14 protein-coding genes are annotated in these 19,617 nt (G+C 46.1%); 10 read left to right on the top strand and 4 right to left on the bottom strand.

What is annotated here, in order from left to right; all coding sequences use genetic code 11:
* Positions 1–11: 11 nt before the first annotated feature.
* Positions 12–1,073, bottom strand: coding sequence for an L-asparaginase 2 (gene ansB / locus A3CY_RS0104140; protein WP_018336643.1), 1,062 nt, complete (start codon positions 1,071–1,073; stop codon positions 12–14).
* A gap of 34 nt (positions 1,074–1,107) precedes the next feature.
* Complete coding sequence (locus tag A3CY_RS0104135; protein WP_018336642.1) at positions 1,108–2,418, bottom strand: anaerobic C4-dicarboxylate transporter family protein; 1,311 nt, start codon at positions 2,416–2,418, stop codon at positions 1,108–1,110.
* 326 nt (positions 2,419–2,744) lie between these two features.
* Here A3CY_RS0104135 and A3CY_RS0104125 point away from each other — a divergent pair, with 326 nt between their 5' ends.
* From A3CY_RS0104125 to A3CY_RS0104110, 4 genes are all read left to right on the top strand, one after another.
* Positions 2,745–3,944, top strand: a complete 1,200-nt coding sequence (locus tag A3CY_RS0104125) for an ATP-grasp domain-containing protein (protein ID WP_018336640.1) — start codon at positions 2,745–2,747, stop codon at positions 3,942–3,944.
* 104 nt (positions 3,945–4,048) lie between these two features.
* The gene (locus A3CY_RS0104120) at positions 4,049–4,732 is read left to right on the top strand and encodes an SPRY domain-containing protein (protein ID WP_018336639.1); all 684 of its coding nucleotides are present in this window, start codon (positions 4,049–4,051) and stop codon (positions 4,730–4,732) included.
* Positions 4,733–5,136: 404 nt separating this feature from the next.
* On the top strand, positions 5,137–7,095 hold the full coding sequence (gene gyrB, locus A3CY_RS0104115; protein WP_026207283.1) for a DNA topoisomerase (ATP-hydrolyzing) subunit B: 1,959 nt from the start codon (positions 5,137–5,139) through the stop codon (positions 7,093–7,095).
* A 95-nt stretch (positions 7,096–7,190) separates the two neighbouring features.
* Positions 7,191–7,754, top strand: coding sequence for an LOG family protein (locus tag A3CY_RS0104110; RefSeq protein WP_040371257.1), 564 nt, complete (start codon positions 7,191–7,193; stop codon positions 7,752–7,754).
* Positions 7,755–7,888: 134 nt separating this feature from the next.
* On the opposite strand, the gene A3CY_RS0104105 is transcribed toward A3CY_RS0104110, so the two are convergent.
* A complete protein-coding gene (locus A3CY_RS0104105; RefSeq protein WP_026207281.1) occupies positions 7,889–8,836 on the bottom strand; it encodes a transcription antitermination protein NusB in 948 nt (315 codons plus the stop codon).
* Positions 8,837–8,955: 119 nt separating this feature from the next.
* On the opposite strand from A3CY_RS0104105, the gene recN reads away from it, so the two are divergent.
* From recN to A3CY_RS0104075, 6 genes are all read left to right on the top strand, one after another.
* A complete protein-coding gene (gene recN, locus A3CY_RS0104100; protein ID WP_026207280.1) occupies positions 8,956–10,614 on the top strand; it encodes a DNA repair protein RecN in 1,659 nt (552 codons plus the stop codon).
* A 69-nt stretch (positions 10,615–10,683) separates the two neighbouring features.
* The gene (locus A3CY_RS0104095; protein ID WP_018336634.1) at positions 10,684–11,520 is read left to right on the top strand and encodes an enoyl-ACP reductase FabI; all 837 of its coding nucleotides are present in this window, start codon (positions 10,684–10,686) and stop codon (positions 11,518–11,520) included.
* A gap of 65 nt (positions 11,521–11,585) precedes the next feature.
* Positions 11,586–12,155 (top strand): 3'-5' exonuclease, encoded by a 570-nt coding sequence (locus tag A3CY_RS0104090; protein ID WP_018336633.1) that lies wholly within the window; start codon positions 11,586–11,588, stop codon positions 12,153–12,155.
* A gap of 19 nt (positions 12,156–12,174) precedes the next feature.
* Positions 12,175–13,710 carry a replicative DNA helicase gene (gene dnaB / locus A3CY_RS0104085; protein ID WP_018336632.1) on the top strand — a complete coding sequence of 512 codons (1,536 nt, stop codon included), beginning with the start codon at positions 12,175–12,177 and terminating at the stop codon, positions 13,708–13,710.
* Between the two features lie 38 nt (positions 13,711–13,748).
* Entirely contained in the window at positions 13,749–15,578 is a 1,830-nt protein-coding gene (locus A3CY_RS0104080; RefSeq protein WP_240388120.1) for an LTA synthase family protein, read from the top strand.
* Positions 15,579–15,845: 267 nt separating this feature from the next.
* Positions 15,846–19,094, top strand: a complete 3,249-nt coding sequence (locus A3CY_RS0104075) for a golvesin C-terminal-like domain-containing protein (RefSeq protein ID WP_018336630.1) — start codon at positions 15,846–15,848, stop codon at positions 19,092–19,094.
* Between the two features lie 80 nt (positions 19,095–19,174).
* Here the strand turns inward: A3CY_RS0104075 and A3CY_RS0104070 are convergent, their stop codons facing one another.
* Positions 19,175–19,555, bottom strand: a complete 381-nt coding sequence (locus A3CY_RS0104070; RefSeq protein ID WP_018336629.1) for a fibronectin type III domain-containing protein — start codon at positions 19,553–19,555, stop codon at positions 19,175–19,177.
* Positions 19,556–19,617: the final 62 nt, after the last annotated feature.

The following is a 19,617-nucleotide window of genomic DNA, read 5'->3' as shown; positions in this document are numbered from 1 at the left end:
ATTATTTCTAATTAATATTCGTTGAAGTATTGTTGGATTTGTTTCCAGTCGCTAGTTTTTGTCAACGCTAACATTAACAATATTCTGGATTTTTGAGGATTCAATTCCTGCGAGGCGATGAATTTGTATTGGTTATCGTCTACCTCTGCGTCAAGTGTGGTAGGACCTGTCGGAACACGGGTTGAACGAACGATAAGAATACCTTTGTTACGTGCGCTGATTAATTCCGGGAATACGTTTTTATGGATATTACCGTTACCCAAACCGGCGTGGATGATCCCTTTGTAACCGCTGTTTGCCATCATTTTTACAACGTCACCTTCCATGTTAGAATAGCTGTATACGATTCCAACTTTCGGGAGAGAGTTCAAATTTGTTACGTCAAATACGGATTGGCTGGTGTGTTTCTTCAACGGGGTTTGGTTGTAAAATACTTTACCGTTGTAGATGTAACCGAGTGCTCCGGAGTTCGGTGCCTGGAAAGTTTGAACGTCAATGGTGTTCATCTTCAACACGCTGTGAGCGCCAAGGATGGTACCGTTCATGGCAACCAACACGCCTTTACCCATGGATTCCTTTGCTCCGGCAACAACAACAGCGTTGTACAGGTTCAACGGACCGTCTGCACTAAGAGCGGTAGAGGGGCGCATGGCACCAACCAGTACAACCGGTTTGTTACTTTTCACCACCAGATTCAAGAAATAAGCGGTTTCTTCCATCGTGTCGGTTCCGTGAGTGATTACGATGCCGTCAATGTCTTTTCTTTCCAATAATTTGTTGATTGTCTTGGCAAGAGTCAACCACACGTCGTCGGTCATGTCCTGGGAACCGATCTTCACGATTTGTTCCCCGGTCACATTAGCTATTTTCTGTATTTCCGGAACTGCAGAAAGCAATGTCCCGATAGCCACCTGTCCGGCGGTGTAGTTGGTTTGAGTGGATGATGTTCCGGTTCCGGCGATTGTACCTCCCGTTGCCAAAATGTGAATGTTAGGCAACTTCTGTGCAAATGTTGTTGCAACAGAGAATAGCACCAAGGCTACCAGCAAACTTAAATTTCTAAACATTTTCATAACTTGTAATTTTAATTTACTATAAATAGACTTATTAGAAAATCTGAATAAAAAGCAATCCAAGCCCGACGGAGACAATCGTGGCGATGAGTCCGGGCATCATGAACGAGTGGTTCAGCACGTATTTCCCGATACGCGTGGTTCCCGTTCGGTCAAAGTTGATAGCGGCTACCACGGTTGGGTAGTTCGGGATGAAGAAATACCCGTTTACTGCGGGAAACATGGCTATCAACATATAGGGTGATATGCCTAACGCTATTCCCAAAGGCATGAGGGCGCGAACCGTTGCCGCTTGGCTATACAATAATATAGACATGACGAACAAAGCGATTCCGAATAACCAAGGCATTTGTGTAACGACTTGTTCGATCGAAGCTTTCAGTTCTCCCATGTTGCCTTGCAGGAAGGTGTCACCCATCCAGGCAATACCGAAGATTGCCACGACGGCTTGCATGCCAGCGCCAAAGACTGAGCCTTGAGCGGCTTTCAACCCGTCCGTGCGGGTTACCAGTAATATAAGTGCGGCGGCGGATAACATCAGAATCTCGATAATTGCCGGCATATCTAGTAAAACTTGTTTTCCGTCGATCAAGAAGGAAGGACGCATACTGTCGAATGAACCGAAAAGTACAATAAATACGGTAGCGATAATGAACACGAAGACGGAAAGGCTTGCCTTTTTCTTGTTGGTAACGTCTTTTAATTCGTATTTCTTGTCGTTGAATACGCCTTCTTTCAAACGTTTTTGGTATTCCGGGTCGTCCACCAGTTCTTTGCCGACTTTCATGGAAAAGAAGGCACCCACGAGCACACCGATGAGTGTGGCGGGGATGGTGATTTTCAGAATATCGAATAAGGTGATGTCAAAACCAGCGAGCAACCCGAGTAAAGCTACCGTTGCAGCCGATATGGGACTTGCCGTGATGGCTTGCTGTGAAGCGATAACGGCGATTCCTAGCGGACGTTCCGGTCTGATCTTCGTTTCTGTGGCAACCTCGGCAATCACAGGGAGCACGGAGTAAGCCACGTGTCCGGTTCCGGCGATGAAAGTAAACACGTAAGTTACCAGCGGGCTTAAAATAGTCACGTGTGCCGGGTTCTTCCGGAGCAAGCGTTCGGCAACCTTGACCATCAAATCAAGTCCTCCTGCTGCCTGCATGGCGGCAGCGGCTGATATTACCGCCACGATCATGAGCATTACATCAATGGGAGGGGCTGTTGGTTGTAGCCCGAACACGAATGTCAAAATCCCCAGCCCGATTCCGCCCATAACTCCCAATCCGACACCTCCTAGACGCGCTCCGATGATGATTGCTGTTAAAACGAAAGCTAATTGTAAAATCATCTCTTTTCTTTATTTTAATGTTTAATAATGCAATTATTTTAATTTCAACACGCTTTTTCTTACGTTTTCCTTAACAAGAAGGTTTCGTTTTCCTGCTAACAAAATTATTATGATGGGATCAATCGTTGTTAACTTATAACCAAGAAAGGCAGCTTTCATGGCTAAAAGTTACAATTAACAGAATGACAATTTGTGTGCCAAATTTTGAATATTTGTTGAAAAAGGATTATTTCTTTCTCGTTTTTGCCAATAGTTTGTCGGCTTTTGGGGACGAAGGTTTGAGAGATTCGGTGAAAGTGTTATTTTTGTTGTAAATTTTGAGATGTATGCAAGATTTGTACCTGTTTAATCCGGATAATGAGATTTCTGTCGCTAACGGCACGAATGGTTATACCCCAAAGGCAAATATCACGTTGATGGCGGATAATCTTGCTTTTCTAATGGCATACTTGGCGGGGGAAGGGGATTACGTTCTGGTACCCCGGTTGCCGAAAGCCGATTTTCTGGAAGAGAGGCGGGAGGTCTTTGGGTTGACGAGTAAGCCGATACTTTGGGAGAAAGCGTGTTTGCAGTCTTTTCGTGCGATAAAGCCGTGGGGATGGAGTCCTCGGATGCATAATCTGTTTGGGGAATTGAAAAGTCGTTGCGCGGAGTTGTTTCGCCAAAGTGTCATGGCAGAGTGGAGTAACGAGAGGCGAGAGTTGTACAGCAGGCTGAGGGCTGCTGAATGTCTGGAATTTATCTGTCGGCAATTACCGGGGATAGAAGCCGAAATCGTGCCCCGGGTATGTCGTTCTTTATCGGCAATTAGGGAGATTGCTGACGGGGAGGATGTCGTGGTTAAAGCCCCGTGGTCGTCTTCCGGGAAGGGAATTTTATTCGTGCCCCGGGGTGTGTTGATGAAGAAGGAGGGGGAGATATTATCGGGAATATTGCATAAACAGGAATACGTGATGGTGGAGAAACGCTTGGACCGGGTGATTGATTTCGCCATGGAATTCGAGATGGATGCCGATTTCCGGTTGCGTTACCTGGGGCTTTCCGTGTTCAAGACAAGCAAGAGGGGAGAGTACGAGGGTAATATCGTTACGTCCGAAGATGCTTTGCGGGAGAAAATCACGGCTTACGTGAGCGGGGAGATGCTGGATCGGGTACGGGATGTTTTGATGGAAGCCTTGCTCGACCGGTACAGGGGAAAATACACGGGTTTTCTGGGTGTGGATATGATGATTTACCGGGATGGCGTGGGGCAATATAAGATACAACCTTGCGTGGAAATTAATTTGCGATATAATATGGGTATTGTCGCCTTGCAATTGCAGCGTCATTTGGCAGAAAGTGCCGAGGGACATTTCCGGGTTCGATTTTCTGCCAAACCGGGTGATATTTCGAGTTCGGTGGAAGAACAGCGTCAAATGTTTCCGCTAGAGAGGCACGACGGGGCGATAGTTTCTGGGTATATTCATTTGACTCCGGTGGACGAGAATAGTCGTTTCGTGGCGGAGTTGCAAGTAGAGAAAAAATAAACTTTGTAAACTTTATGAACTTTTATGTGGTAAAATAAAGAAAATTTTATTCTCTTTGTACTTGATAATGAATTACGGATCTGGCAATAAATAGGGGGTTGCGTATGCACATGAAAATAAAGATCGAAGGTATCAAGGAAATTTTTATAGAAGATATCCTTCCTACCATGGAAAAGCACGGTTACCGTTTCTTGAGGTCAAAGAACTCGTTTGTTCACGAGGACTGGGAATGGAAGAACGAGTGCAATCTGCGTTTCACGGATTGGGGTGACGATCATGTATCATTGCGGACGGAGTATTTTGTCACGAGCAAGAGAGTGAGCCATTTATTTCACAAGGCGACGATGGAAACGGAATGTATGCCGACTTGCGGAGTCCTCGACGTGGGTTGGGCGTATAAATACCTGGGTATCCCGTTGGAGGATAAACCGTGGTTCGAGATGAAAATAGCGAAGATTGATTCCATCGTGCAGAAATGGATCGTGGAGTTCGAGAGTGTGGGGCTGTCTTTTTTCAAGGAAATGAATGATTACGAGAAGTTGGAAAAGGTGTTGGATATACACAACGTGTCCGGCTGCCCAGCGTTGTCCGTGTGGACGGGGGAACGTATCCTGCACGGGATTTGCCTCCATTATATCAAGACGAAGGATAAGCGTAAAACGCTGGAACTCTTTTCTATGTACAGGAAAAAAGTGGAAGGTATGGATTTCTCGATGATAAAAGACCAGTTCGTGCGTTTGGAACAGTATTTTAAGAATTTACCGGATAATATAAGTCGGCAGGGATAAAAACCAAGTGAATCCCGGACTATAACGTATCGACCGCCCTAGTACAACCCTGTTCCTTGCTTCACCTGTGCGCTGTCGTTACTCTATGACACGAACCATGCATTCTCGAGTCACGAACGAATCATGAACACTCTCCGGCGTCCATGATTCGTTCGTGTTGCGTTCATGATTCGTTCATGTGGTAGGGAAACCATGAGGAGGTGGTTGTCTGGCAGGGAGGTGACACGAGTGAAGTTGCCGATTTTCTCAAGAAAAATATCTGTCTGAAAGTTCGATATTCCGGCATATTTTACTTATATTTGTATGTTTTGTGAAAATACACAATAAAGCTTGATGGAGAGGGATTTAGAGATATTTGAAAATATAGAAAAGGATTAAATATGAGTGAAGAATTAGAGCAGAATATGAATGAAGAATTAGAGCCGACGAATAACGAGTACTCGGCAGACAGTATTCAGGTGTTGGAGGGGTTGGAAGCTGTGCGTATGCGTCCGTCCATGTATATTGGTGATGTGAACACGAAAGGATTGCACCATTTGGTGTACGAGGTTGTTGACAACTCGATAGACGAGGCGTTAGTCGGTTATTGTCATAATATAGACGTAACGATTAACGAGGATAATTCTGTTTCCGTGAGTGACGATGGTCGTGGTATTCCGACAGGAATGAACCAGAAAGAGAATCGTTCGGCACTCGAGGTGGTTATGACTATTTTGCACGCGGGAGGTAAATTTGATAAGGGTTCTTACAAAGTTTCCGGGGGATTGCATGGAGTGGGTGTATCCTGCGTGAATGCGCTTTCCATTAAATTGACTGCCACCATTTACCGGGAAGGGAAGATTTGGTTCCAGGAGTATAGCAAAGGTGCTCCCTTGGCAGATGTCCGGATTATCGGGGAAACAGACCGTACCGGTACAACGATCGAGTTCAAACCGGATGATTCGATTTTTTACGTGACGGAATATAAATATGATATATTGGCAGCCCGTTTGCGGGAGCTGGCTTATCTGAACCGGGGTATCCGTTTGTCCTTGACGGACAGGCGAACGATCGACCCGGATACGAACGAGTTTAAATCCGAGGTTTTCTATTCCGAGAGAGGGTTGAGCGAGTTCGTGGAATACTTGGATGCCAACCGGGAGAAGTTGATAGACGAAACGATTCATATCACGACCGAGAAAAACGGTATCCCGATCGAAGTGGCGATGCATTACAATACGGAGTTCAAGGAAAACGTGTTCTCTTACGTGAATAATATCAACACGATGGAGGGAGGTACGCACCTCGCCGGATTCCGCCGGGGAATAATGCAGACATTGAAGACGTATGCTGATAATTCCGGTGCGTTGAGCAAGTTGAAATTTGATATTAACGGGGATGACTTCCGTGAAGGTTTGACGGCTATCATTTCCGTGAAGGTGGCTGAACCGCAATTCGAGGGTCAGACGAAGACGAAGTTGGGTAACACGGAAGTGGGTACTGCCGTGGCGCAAGCCGTGGGTACCGCTTTAGCCAATTACTTGGAAGAGCACCCGAAAGATGCCCGTGCGATTGTCGACAAGGTGATTCTGGCGGCTCAGGCTCGTCATGCAGCTCGTAAAGCCCGTGAATTAGTACAGAGAAAGACTGTACTTTCCGGTTCGGGGCTTCCCGGTAAACTGGCGGACTGTTCAGATAATAACCCAGAGAATTGCGAGATATTTCTCGTGGAGGGAGATTCGGCAGGGGGTACTGCAAAACAAGGACGTGACCGTAAATTTCAGGCTATTCTGCCTTTACGCGGTAAAATCCTGAACGTGGAGAAAGCGCTGGCTCACCGCGTATGGGAAAGTGACGAGATCAAGATCATATTCCAGGCGTTGGGTATCACGATCGGTACGGCAGAGGATAGTAAAGCCGTGAATCTCGAAAAATTGCGTTACCACAAGATCGTGATTATGGCGGATGCCGACGTCGACGGGGCGCATATCGCCACGTTGATTATGACGTTGTTCTTCCGTTACATGAAACCTGTTATCGAAAACGGTTACCTGTACATTGCCACTCCGCCTCTTTTCTCCGTGAAGAAAGGAAAAGAACAGCGTTATTGCTGGACGGACGAACAACGCTTGCAGTTGATACAGGAGATGGGTGCCGGAAAAGAAAGCAGTTTGCATATTCAGCGATACAAAGGTTTGGGTGAAATGACAGCGGAACAATTGTGGGATACCACCATGTCGCCTGACGGACGTATCTTGCGTCAGGTAACGATCGAGAATGCCGCGGAAGCAGATCGTATCTTCTCTATGCTTATGGGAGATGATGTGCCGCCTCGTAGACAATTTATCGAGCAGAATGCCACGTACGCGAATATAGACGCCTAAGGCATCTATATTACAGGTTGCAGGTTGACAGGTTACGGGGTCGTGACAGTCCTTGCAACCTGTAATTTTATTATCTGATTTCAATATGTAGTTTTATGAAAATCTGTGTTTTTTGTGCTTCTTCCGAGAAAATGGAGAACGTGTATTTCGAGGCTGCTGCCGAGTTGGGAGAAGAGATCGTGAAGAACGGTTGGGAATTGTTGTATGGAGGTACCAATTGCGGGTTGATGCGGGAAGTTTCGGATGCCGTGAAGAAAGACGGGGGAAAGGTGACGGGGATTATCCCGCAGTGTATCGTCGACCGGGGCGTGTCGGCTCAGGGAATAACAGAATTGATCGTGACTCCCGACATGAAGGAGCGGAAAAATTTGATGCGGGAAAAGGCGGATGCGTTTGTCGCTTTGCCTGGCGGATGGGGCACTCTGGAAGAAATCACGGAGGTGATCACTCTCAAGCAACTAGGGATTCACAACAAACCTATTGTTTTTGTCAACACGAATGATTTCTACGAGTACTTTTTCCTTTTTATAAATAATATCCGAAAAGAAGGCTTTGTATCAAGTGCTTACGATGGATTGTATACAGTCGTGAATGATGTTGGAGAAGCTGTGAGTTATATTAAAAAATACAGGGCGAAAGAATTTTCAAGCAAATATTAGGAAAAAGTTGTTTTTTTAATAATTATGGACTATATTTACAGAGCTAATATAGCGTATGAGTTGACTATTGTAGTGATACAAAAGTTTGGTTAGTTTAGTTTAGAATGTAAAGGGTGACGAAAGCCACCCTTTATTTATTCCATTAATCCTCTACCAATCTTTTTGATTTCGTTCTTTTCCTGGAGCATAGGTACTATCTTATCAAGAACGCCATTGATGAAGCTACTACTTTTGGGGGAACAATAGGTTTTAGATATTTCAATGTATTCATCCAGAGTTACTTTGATCGGGATGGAAGGGAAATATCTTAGTTCGCTGATAGCGGCATCCATGATCAATTTATCCATTTCGGAGATGCGATCCAGTTCCCAGTTCATGGTGAATTGGTCGATGATTTCCAGGTTTTCCTTCATGTCAAGAATAGATTTCCGGAATAGTGTTTTGGCAAATTCCAGGTCTTCATCTTCGTTATACAGGGTAATGAAAAAAACTGTATTTTCTGAATAACTTTCTTTCATGTATTTAACCGTCTTGTAGACGATGCTTAGTACCAGCTCGAAATCGTCGTTCCAGAAAATGTTCTTTTCTTCCATCGCTTGGTCGAAATCGTCATCCACGGCGATCAATTCCGAGATCATGTCTAACACGAGTTGCTTATGGTCTTCATAAGTAACGGTCGGTTTGTTCATGTACTGGTTGAAGAAATCGGTTTCTACCAGTTTGTTATGCAGGGAAGTAACCACATCTTGACACTCGTTTAATGAAACGAGGTTAGTGGAAACGTATGTTTTGAATTTCCGGTTCTCGGCGATCTGGTTGATAACCGGGTTGTCAATAAACCGGGTGTTCGGGTTTAAATCCTGGTGTGAAGCAAGCTTCCGATTGCGGGCGGCATCTATTTTCAGAAACGCGTAGCGTTGAATCTCTGTTATCAGAAGGAACACGTGGTAATACAAGTCGGTGCTCTTTGTAATACTCTTGAACAAATCCCGTTCTACCTCTGTGATGGTCACTCCCTCTTTCTTCGTGTAAGAATATAAAAGCTGTAAAACTTTAATTCTAATTAATCTTCTGCTTGTCATTTTATAAAGAACTATTGTTATATCTGGGCACAAAAGTACGAATTTAATTGAAAATTGAAAATTGAAAATTGAAAATTATTCCTTACTTTCGCACGAATTATGCAGTAAAGGGACGAAATATGATACAACATATACATATAGTGAATTACGCTCTGATTGATAAGACTGATCTGGAGTTAGAGAAAGGGTTTACGATTATTACCGGAGAAACCGGGGCGGGAAAATCCATTTTGCTGGGAGCTATCGGGTTGACTTTGGGACAGCGGGGAGATACTTCTGCTATTATGGATCGGGAGCGGAAATGTGTGGTGGAGATCACGTATAATGTAGTGGGGTATCATTTGCAGCAGTGGTTTGCGGATAATGATCTCGATTATGACGATGAGGTCGTCGTGCGTCGGGAGTTGGCGGCAGACGGCAAATCCCGTTCGTTCATCAATGATACACCCGTGAGTAATAAAATATTGAAGGAGTTCGGGAGTTTTTTGATTGACGTGCATTCACAACACCAGTCCTTGTTGATCGGGCAGCCGGAATACCAGTTGGAGATTTTGGATGCGTTTTGTGGCAACCGGTCTTTGCTGAAAGAATACAGGGTGAAGTATTCTGCCCGCCAGGCTTTACTGGCGGAATTGGGACAGGTGCGGCAGCAGGCACGGGAAGCCGAGCAGGAGGAGGATTACTTGAAATACCAGTTTAACCAGTTGGACGAGGCGAATTTAAGGGCGGGGGAGCAACAGGAATTGGAAGACGAGTTGTCCGTGTTGAATAACGCCGAGGCGATAAAAGGTGCTTTCTCGGAGGTGGGTTACGTGTTGACGGAGGCGGATGCTCCTGTCATTCAATTGCTGAAAGGGGTGAGGAATAAAATAGCCGCGTTGGAGGATGTTGTGAAGGAGGCTACTGATTACGACCAGCGATTACATTCCGTGATTATCGAGTTGGAGGATATCGCGGATGAGGCAGAACGGATAGCCGAGCGAGTGGAGTACAATCCGTCCCGGGTGGATGCTATCAACGGCAGGCTGGGTGTGATGTATGATCTTCTACACAAGCACAAAATGGAACGGACAGAAGATTTAATAGCCTTGAAAGATGCCTTGCGGGAGAAGTTGAAGGGGATACAATCCTTCTCGGCACGTATTGAAGAGTTGGAGAAACGGATTGCCGCACTGGAAGTGGAAATGGAGGCGTCAGCTCAAAAGATTCATGCCGCCCGGGTGGATTCGGAAGGGAAATTGAGGGAAGAGATGAGAGGGTTGTTGGTCGGGTTAGGTATAAAACACGCTTTGTTCAAAGTGGAGATCGTTCCTTTAGACCACTTTACCTCGACGGGTAAGGACGAGGTGACTTTCCTGTTTTCGGCGAATAAAAACCAGGAACCGGGAGAGTTGTCGAAAGTGGCTTCCGGCGGAGAGATTTCTCGTTTGATGTTATCGTTGAAGTACATTCTGTCCCGCACGAAGCAATTGCCCGTCATTATCTTTGATGAGATAGACACGGGGGTGTCCGGAGAGATCGCTCACCGGATGGCGGCGATGATGAAGGAGATGGCTACCCGTATGCAGGTCATCAGTATCTCGCACTTGCCACAGATTGCGGCAGCCGGGGATAGCCATTTTAAGGTATATAAAGAGGACGACCACGCGGGAACTATTTCGCGTATTCGCCGTTTAACAGAGGAGGAACGAGTGGTTGAGATCGCTGGGATGATTAGTGGCAGCGTCGTGAGCGAAGCGGCTTTAGAGAATGCCCGGTTACTGCGAGATCAATTCTAAGGGTTCTTTGATTTGAAGATTTACATCGAGTGATCGGAAGAAGATCACGTAATTTTAATTTAATATTCTATGAGTTACAATTTATTGAAAGGGAAAAGAGGAATTATTTTCGGGGCGTTGAACGAGATGTCTATTGCTTGGAAAGTAGCGGAGAAATGTTTGGAAGAGGGGGCGCAAATTGTTTTGACGAACACGGAATTGTCTATTCGTATGGGAAACGTGAAGGAGTTTGCAGAAAAGAATAATGTTCCTTTGATTCCGGCAGATGCTACAAGTGAAGAGGATTTGGAACAATTGTTCCAAAAGTCGATGGATTTGTTGGGAGGAAAGATTGATTTTATCCTGCACTCCGTGGCAATGTCTTTGAACGTGAGAAAGAAACGTCCTTATGATAATTTAGATTACGACTTTTTGCAGAAGACGTTGGATATTTCAGCGGTGTCGTTCCACAAGGTATTGCAGACGGCGAAGAAGCTAGATGCCATGAACGAGTGGGGGTCCGTGGTAGCGCTTTCTTACGTGGCGGCGCAGCGGACGATGTTCGAGTATAATGATATGGCGGATGCCAAAGCGATGTTGGAGTCTATTGCCCGTAGTTTCGGGTATATTTACGGGCGGGAGAAACGGGTGCGCGTGAACACAATCTCGCAATCGCCCACGATGACCACGGCGGGAAGCGGTATCAAGGGTTTTGATTCCCTGATCGATTTCGCCGAACGTATGTCCCCGTTGGGAAATGCCGATGCCGACGAGTGTGCAAACTATTGTATCACCTTGTTTTCCGACCTTACCCGTAAGGTTACCATGCAGAATCTTTTCCACGACGGGGGATTTTCCAGTATGGGTATGAGTTACCGGGCGATGCACCAGTACAACAAGAGTTTTGAGAACGATAACTCGAAATAATTTTCAGATTTGCGATCTATGAACCAGAATCGCAAATCATAAATCTTAAATCATAGATCGAAAAGATGTTTTTATTTTTTGACACGGAGACGACGGGACTTCCACAACGGTGGAATGCTCCCATTACCGACTTAGATAATTGGCCTCGTATGGTGCAGTTGGCGTGGATTATGTGTGATGAGAAAGGGAATATTATTGAAGAACGGAGTGATATAGTGAAGCCGGAAGGTTTTTTGATTCCGGCGGAAGCGTCCCGGGTACACGGGATTACGACTGCAAAGGCACAAGCCGAGGGCAAGGATTTGTTGTCTGTTCTGGAAGTTTTTTCAGACAAAATAGATGAGGCATTTGCTTTGATCGGGCACAACATCAGTTTTGACGAGTGTATCGTGGGGGCTGAGTTCGAGCGTAAGCGTATCATGAGTTCTATGTTCTTGAAACCGAAATATTGCACGATGAAATCGTCCACGAACTATTGTAAATTACCGGGGAAGCAGGGTTTCAAGTCCCCGAAGTTGTCCGAGTTGCACGAGGTGTTGTTCGGGGAGGGATTCGAAAACGCCCATGATGCTTTGGCTGACGTGAGGGCTACCGCACGATGTTTCTGGAAGTTGAAAGAACTCAAGGTGATGTGAGAAAAATAAAAAAAGACATATGGCTAAAAAACCGGAATATAATTATCAATCATTACAATCGGATTATGGGAAAATGCCGCCGCAAGCGGTTGATTTAGAGGAAGCGATACTGGGGTCACTGATGCTGGAAAAGGATGCTTTTATTACCGTGAGCGACTTCCTGAAGCCCGAATGTTTCTACAAAGAGGCGCACCAGAAGATATACCGGGGTATCCAGAATTTGTCGTTGAACAACGAACCGGTGGATATTCTGACCGTGAGCGAGGAGATGAAGCGATTGGGCGAGCTGGAATCGATTGGCGGGTATTATTACCTGGCGCAGCTGACTTCCAAAGTGGCTTCTGCAGCCCATATCGAATTTCATGCCCGCATCATCGTGCAGAAATATATCCAGCGGGAGCTGATCCGGGTATGTACGGATATTCAGAATAAAGCCTATGATGACGCCACGGACGTTGCTGACCTCGTGGATATGGCACAGAAGCAGGTATTCGAGATCGCGGAAGGGAATATCAAAAAGGAAACGACTGCCATCAACGCCTTGATCGATGAAGCGATCAAAGGAATCGAGATTGCCGGAAAACGGGCGGACGGATTGAGCGGTGTGCCTTCCGGCTTCACGGCGTTGGATGAAGTAACTTCCGGTTGGCAGCCTTCTGACCTGGTGATTATAGCCGCCCGTCCTTCCATGGGTAAGACGGCTTTCGTGTTGTCCATGACCCGGAATATGGCGGTAAATCATAACCAGCCTATTGCTTTGTTCTCTTTGGAGATGTCTTCGGTGCAGTTGGTCAATCGTTTGATTGCCAGTGAAACCGAGTTGGGATCAGAGAAAATTCGTAACGGTAAGTTGTCCGAGGACGAATGGCAACAGTTGCATTCGAAGATCAAGGCTTTGATTAAAGCTCCGATATACGTGGATGATACCCCGGCACTCTCGATTTTCGAGTTGCGGGCAAAATGTCGCCGCCTGCAACAGAGGTACGGGATCAAGGTGTTGATTATCGACTACTTGCAGTTGATGACCGCGGGTGCCGATATGAGGGGAAACCGGGAACAGGAGGTAAGTATGATTTCCCGGCAGTTGAAAATTATCGCCAAAGAATTGAATATTCCCGTGATAGCTTTGTCGCAGTTGAACCGCGGAGTGGAACAACGTACCGGTGATGCCAAGAAGCCGATGCTTTCCGACTTGCGTGAGTCGGGTGCCATCGAGCAGGACGCCGATATGGTACTTTTTATCCATCGTCCCGAGCGTTACGGGATCATGGAGGACAGTATGGGAAACAGCTTGAAAGGGATCGCCGATATTATTATCGCCAAGCATCGTAATGGTGCCGTGGGAGAGATTCAATTGCGCTTCCGTAACGAGTTGGCTCAGTTCTGTGATCTGGAAGATGTTTCTCCTTTCGGGAGTCCGACAGTGAAGACCGTTACTTTTGGTTCTCGGATGAACGAGGACGCATCTGCGCAGGTTCCTGCCCTTGATTCGGGTTTCCAAGACGGGGGAAAGAGTTTCGAGAGTGGAAGCAATAGCAATACTGCGCCGTTCTGATTTAGCGATTGTCTTTTTATTTTCAATTTTCAATTATTATGGGCAGGTTGTTATTTTTATTGAAGTATTACGTGTTTTGGCTTGTGTTCTCGATTGTGGCAAAGGTGATCTTTTTGATTTACCAGTACAAGGATACGGCGACTCTCACCGGGTATGATTACGTGATGTTGTTCTCGAAGGGGATACGCATGGATCTTTCGTTCGGTGGCTACGTGATGATACTGGCTTGCGTGATCATGGCGATAGGGGTATTCTTACCGTTCAAATGGTTGAAACGTGTATATTCATGGTTGACATGGATACTTTTGGCGGTATCCAGCTTGATCATGGTGGGTGATTTGGAATTGTTCAAGAATTGGGGATACCATATGGATGCCACCCCGCTGTTCTATTTGAAGACACCGGGAGAAGCGATGGCATCGACCCCCACGGGACTAATTCTTTTGTTGGTATTGCTTTGTGCCGTGATAGTTGCAGTATTTTATAGCTTCTACCGTCGTTGGGTGGCAAAATCCTTAAAGCCCGTGCAAGAGGCAGCCTGGCGGAGCGTGATTTACATTCTTCTGGGCGGGTTGATGATTATTCCCGTCAGGGGAGGTTTCAATGTGGCTCCGATGAACGTGAGTTTCGTGTTCTTCAATAACAAAAATATGTATGCCAACCAGGCAGCAGTCAATCCGGTTTGGAATTTCCTGTACGAGGTGACTCATGTCAATAAGATAAAAAGCGACTTCGTTTTTATGCCGAAGGAGCAAGCGAAACAATTGGTCGACAGCGTGTACACGGAAACGGGTACATTCCCCATGGTTTTGAAAACGAACAAGCCCAACGTGGTGGTGCTTTTATTGGAAACCTTTACGTTGAACGCTTGGGATGCCATGCCTAATTTGCAGTCTATCGCGAAGGAAGGTATTTTCTTCTCGAATATATATGCCACGGGAAATCGTTCCGACCGGGGAATATTGGGTGTTATCAGTGGTTTCCCGGCTCACCCGCAAGTGTCTATGCTGAAGTACCCGAATAAAACTTATCTGCATCCCCGTTTCCCCTTGGATTTCGAGGCTAACGGTTATACAACCCGATTCTATTATGCCGGGGATTTGAACTTCGGGGGATTCCGTTCCTACGTGACGATGAGTTTTCAGAGCAACGTGACCGAGGATGATTTTTCTGGTGAGGCAATTGAAAATCGTTTCAAATGGGGTGTGCATGATGGCTATATGCTGGATCGCCTGTATGAAGATTTGCGTGTGGCGAATACTCCTTTTATGTATATGGCGTTCACGATGAGCAGCCACGAGCCTTTTGAGGTTCCCATGGAAACAAAGATCCCGGGAGATGATAACGGTTCGAAGTTGAAAAACGCTATAGCCTATACCGACCAATGCCTGGGAGAGTTTTTCGAGAAATGCAAAAAGTCCGGGATTTGGGATAACACGTTGTTCGTGTTGATTGCCGATCACGGGACACGCCACGTGGGGAACCTGCAACCTCATTTGCCGGAGGCTTACCGCATTCCGATGATCTTTACCGGGGGAGCGATGAGCGTGCGGGATTCCGTGGTCAATACTTTAGGCTCCCAAACCGATATGGTAGCTACGATGTTGGCACAATTGGGAATGGACGCCTCGGCTTACCATTACAGCAAAAACCTGCTCGACCCGACTGCCGTGCCTTTCGCCTTCTATGCTTTTTCTAATGCCGCCGCCGTGGTGACAAGCAACGGCGCCTATATTTTTGACTTGAAAACCAAAAAGAGTATAGGAACGAACACGACCCCCCGGGATGGAGAATTGTTGAAGGCTTATTTGCAAACCATCGACCAGGATTTCAAGGAACGGGGAGATGTGTCAAAACACACCTCCTAGTTCATGAACTCCGTAAAGTCGAACCTTCGGTTCTGAAAGTTTATAAAGTCAAATATCGTACAATTTATTGTTTATCAATATAATTATCTATAATTTTGTTATGTTTAGACCTTACTATTTTACGAACTTTAAAGACTTTGTAGATCCGAGGATGTTGAGTGACACATCCTCAGTGTTAATAAAGCAAAATGTAATGTGAGTTTTTGTGGTTTTTCTTGCATTTCGGCAACATTTTTTGTAAATTTATACACTATAAAATGTGTACTAATGGAAAAATGGAAAACTATTTTCACTTACGAGAGTAAGCTGGTTAGGAGAAACTGGTTGTTTCGCCTTTTTATTGCGGGTGTACTGGGGTACACTCTGGCGTATTTAGTTCCCTGGGATATTCACAAGGAGGAGTGGCGCAACATCGTGTTTGCTTCCTCGATTCCAGTGAGAGCGGTCTATTTCTTGAATTTATTCCAGTCCCTGCTCTTGGTCTTCTTGGTTTGCGATAGGGCTAGGGCACGGGTTAAAGCGGATAGCCGGGAGGTGCTCTCCGTCCGGTCGCTGGGTAACAGCCAGATTTTCGGTGCGGAGTTAGCGGGGATAGCATTCCCTTTTTTAATTGCGGATGTTGTTTTCATAGTGTTTTGTCTGTTAATTAATGTATTTATCCCGGATTCGCCGGTGAACCCGGGGGTGTACCTGTCTTTCTTTTTGAGAGATGTGTTGCCGACATTCACTTTCGTGGCGGGGCTATCGTTATTGGTGAATCGGATGTTGCGACATCCTTTCGTGAGTTGGCTCGTGTTGGCGGGATTCCTTTGCGTGTCGTACGTGTACCTGACAATACCTCTGCACGGGATGCTGGATTTCCGGGGAAGCTTGTTGCCGGAAGCCTTTTCCTCGATAGCGGGGTTTATGGATTCCGGAGCCTGTCTGTTGCAGCGGGGAACGTTCTTGCTGTTGGGAGTGGGATTGCTGTGCCTGTCGATTCCCTTCACGAAGCGATTGCCTAATGCGGCGGGAGGGAAAGTGTTTTACCCGGCGACGGGAGGTCTGTTGCTGGCGTTGGCTGTGGTGACAGGATATGTTTATGTCGATCGTTTCCAGACCCGGCGGGACAACCGGGTGGCGTACCGGAAAGCCTTCCAGCGGTACGAAACGAGTCCCAAGGCAAGAATCACGGCGCACGAGATCACGTACATGCCCGGTGGTGATAGTTTCTCGGCAGTGAGCCGGATGACCGTGCAGAACCGGAAAAAGGAAAGCATGGAACGGTTGATTCTGTTCTTGAATCCCGGGTTGGACATCTGTCGGCTGGAATCCGAGGGACGGGAAATGTCTTTTCAGCGGGACCGACAGGTGGTAATCATCGAGCGGGCGTTGGCTCCTGGGGATAGCGTGGTGTTGGAGATGGAGTACGGCGGGGACATCGATGAAAATATTTTCCAGGTGAATATTGATGACGAGGATTATTTCTCTCCCGAGCGTTATTTCTCTGCCGGGCGTTATTTTAGTTTGTTAGAGCGGTACGGGAAGCATTCTGCGTTCGTGTCGGGGGATTACACGCTGCTTATCCCGGAGGTGTTGTGGTATCCGGCGGCAGTGGCACCGGTAGCCTTGCAGCCGTCGAGGGAAACGAATTTCACGGATTACACGTTGCGTGTGAAGAATCCCGCTGGGCAGGTTGTGTTATCGCAAGGTGTACCGGAGGAGGGACAGGACGAGGTGACTTTCCGTAATTTGCAGGCGTTAACCGGTTTGTCGTTGTGCATGGGTGATTACGTGAAGCGGTCGGTGGTGGTGGATTCTATCACGCTGGAATTCTACACCTACCCAGGGAATGATTTTTACTTGAAGCCGTTTGACGGTTGGATGGACGAAATAGCGGGATACCCGAATGCGAAGGAGTACTGGGAGGAGGTGGTGGGCAAGTGCCGCAACCTGATAGAGGGCACTATGCCTAACTCTTATCCGTTTAAATTCTTTAAAATCGTTGAAGCACCTGCTGCTTTCCTTAATCAGTATTCTTTCCATAATAGTATCCAGCCGGAAATGGTGTTTTTTAGGGAACGAATGGTAGAAAACAACCGTAAGCCAGGAGACATTTCTCTTGATAAACTCAGAGAAAAAAACGTACAGGAACAAATATTATTTAATGATTTCCTTTATTTTCTAAAAATCGTACACGTGGAACGGCTTTTCTCTGATTTCCACTGGAGTGTTGCTTCCGACAGGTATGTGGGGGTAGATGTGTTGTTCGGTAAGATGGCAAACCCGACGCTGGATAAGTTCAATTTGTTCCCGTCGATGCTGGATAATATCGCAGTAAAGGGATTGGAAGGGATAATTCGGGGAGAGTATTCGCAGGAATATAATAAGTTAACCAGTATGAAAGTTTCACACTTGCTCGCTTACCTGACCTCGATTGCCGATTGGCGTTTGGTGTGCGCTTACATGCGGGAGTTCTACGAGAATGCCCATTTCTGTGAAGTGGATTTTGACCTGTTCATGAAAGGATTTCGCGAGCGTTTCGGGCAGGACATCAAGCCATTCGTGGATGACTGGTACTCGACACACGAGGTGCCGCGCCTGGTGATTAAGGATTTGGAATTTCGGCAGACGAAGGATACGCAGTCTGTTGATTTCAAGGTGGGCAATATCGGAGAGGTGGATGGTTGGGTGTCGGTAATTAGGGCTTATTCTGATGATTATGGAATATGGGTTATAGACAACTGGCGGAGCTACTTGATCAAGCCTGGAGAATACAAGCGGATAGTTGCTAACGAGGCTGATAGATTGCACTTCTTTTTGTCCACGAATTTCTCGAGAAATGTACCGGAACGAAAAATGTTAAATGGTCATAATACCCCGTTATGGAAGGGAGATATTCCGGCAGAGAGTGTCGTGTCCCTCGAGCGGGATCAATTTTATCCTCCCGGGGAGATTATCGTTGATAACGAGGACGAGGGTTTTCATTTGATTGATTCCACTGGTAATAGGCTGAAGCGGTTGGCTGATTGCTTGTCAAAAGAGGAAGAGGATGGGTACAAAATGAGCGCATCGGATTTCAAGAAAAATACGTGGGGAAGACCATTTATTCATCAAGGTGAGGTTTACGGAGAAGAGATCGAGAGTGCCTTTATCAAGATTGCCGGAAATGGAAGTTGCAAGGCGGAATGGGTAGCGGACCTACCGGAAGCTGGCGTGTACGAGATTTTTGTTTATCAATCACATGTTTCAATGGGAGTTTGGGAAACTAATTATGAATCAAATTATCCGGGAATGAAGAATTACTATACAGTCTATACCCCGGAGGGAAGCGAAGAAGTCGTGATCGAAAGGACTGGGGACGATACCGATGAATGGATTTTATTAGGGAAATTTGAATTACCGGCAGGAAAATCCCGTATCGTTTTGGATGATAGGGGGATTCCCCCGTTTGAGGTGACAGAAAAATGGGGAAACGACAAGTACACCCAAGTAGTGGTGGCTGATGCAGTGAAATGGGTGAAAGTAAATAAGTAAGTTTAAGCAGAAGATTGTAATATAAAGAGGCTGTGCCGTGGTTAGACAGCCTCTTTATATTATAATCTCGAAAAATTATACTATTCCTTGATTAAGATAACTTCACTGACTACAGAATGAGGACCTTCTCCTCCTTCGTTTACAGCACTAACACGAAATTCAAGTTCAATACCTTCTTTAAGATTACGAACCGTCACTTTGCATTTATCTGTTTCTGCCCCCCGTACCCAACGTCCTCCTTTTATATCTCTATAATCAACGAGATAAGCGGTTATGGGAGCACCCCCATCATCTGTAGGTGGAGTAAATTTAATTGTGCACCAATCATTCCCGGTATCAACCATTTCGGGTTTTCCAGGTGCTCCAGGGGGCTTATACGTCGCACTCATAAGCATTACTGCCATTAAGCCCACGCAAATAAACATGAAGGGCTTAAAAAAGTTTCGATTAATTTTCTTCATAGCGTTACAATTTAGAAATTAATATCTATCGCTATGAAGTTATAAAATTTTTTGTAAATTCG

The organism is Butyricimonas synergistica DSM 23225 (genome assembly GCF_000379665.1).
In the GTDB taxonomy this organism is placed as follows: domain Bacteria; phylum Bacteroidota; class Bacteroidia; order Bacteroidales; family Marinifilaceae; genus Butyricimonas; species Butyricimonas synergistica.
Note: the sequence above shows the minus strand (reverse complement) of the source record. Positions and strands in the feature narration are given on the sequence as shown.

Bases quoted from the DNA above. Each gene is read 5' to 3' on its own strand.
- A3CY_RS0104135 (WP_018336642.1), bottom strand. From the start codon at position 2,418: ATGATTTTACAATTAGCTTTCGTTTTAACAGCAATCATCATCGGAGCG.
- A3CY_RS0104125 (WP_018336640.1), top strand. From the start codon at position 2,745: ATGCAAGATTTGTACCTGTTTAATCCGGATAATGAGATTTCTGTCGCT.
- gyrB (WP_026207283.1), top strand. From the start codon at position 5,137: ATGAATGAAGAATTAGAGCCGACGAATAACGAGTACTCGGCAGACAGT.
- ansB (WP_018336643.1), bottom strand. From the start codon at position 1,073: ATGAAAATGTTTAGAAATTTAAGTTTGCTGGTAGCCTTGGTGCTATTC.
- A3CY_RS0104095 (WP_018336634.1), top strand. From the start codon at position 10,684: ATGAGTTACAATTTATTGAAAGGGAAAAGAGGAATTATTTTCGGGGCG.
- dnaB (WP_018336632.1), top strand. From the start codon at position 12,175: ATGGCTAAAAAACCGGAATATAATTATCAATCATTACAATCGGATTAT.
- A3CY_RS0104110 (WP_040371257.1), top strand. From the start codon at position 7,191: ATGAAAATCTGTGTTTTTTGTGCTTCTTCCGAGAAAATGGAGAACGTG.
- A3CY_RS0104120 (WP_018336639.1), top strand. From the start codon at position 4,049: ATGCACATGAAAATAAAGATCGAAGGTATCAAGGAAATTTTTATAGAA.
- A3CY_RS0104070 (WP_018336629.1), bottom strand. From the start codon at position 19,555: ATGAAGAAAATTAATCGAAACTTTTTTAAGCCCTTCATGTTTATTTGC.
- A3CY_RS0104075 (WP_018336630.1), top strand. From the start codon at position 15,846: ATGGAAAAATGGAAAACTATTTTCACTTACGAGAGTAAGCTGGTTAGG.
- recN (WP_026207280.1), top strand. From the start codon at position 8,956: ATGATACAACATATACATATAGTGAATTACGCTCTGATTGATAAGACT.
- A3CY_RS0104080 (WP_240388120.1), top strand. From the start codon at position 13,749: ATGGGCAGGTTGTTATTTTTATTGAAGTATTACGTGTTTTGGCTTGTG.
- A3CY_RS0104090 (WP_018336633.1), top strand. From the start codon at position 11,586: ATGTTTTTATTTTTTGACACGGAGACGACGGGACTTCCACAACGGTGG.
- A3CY_RS0104105 (WP_026207281.1), bottom strand. From the start codon at position 8,836: ATGACAAGCAGAAGATTAATTAGAATTAAAGTTTTACAGCTTTTATAT.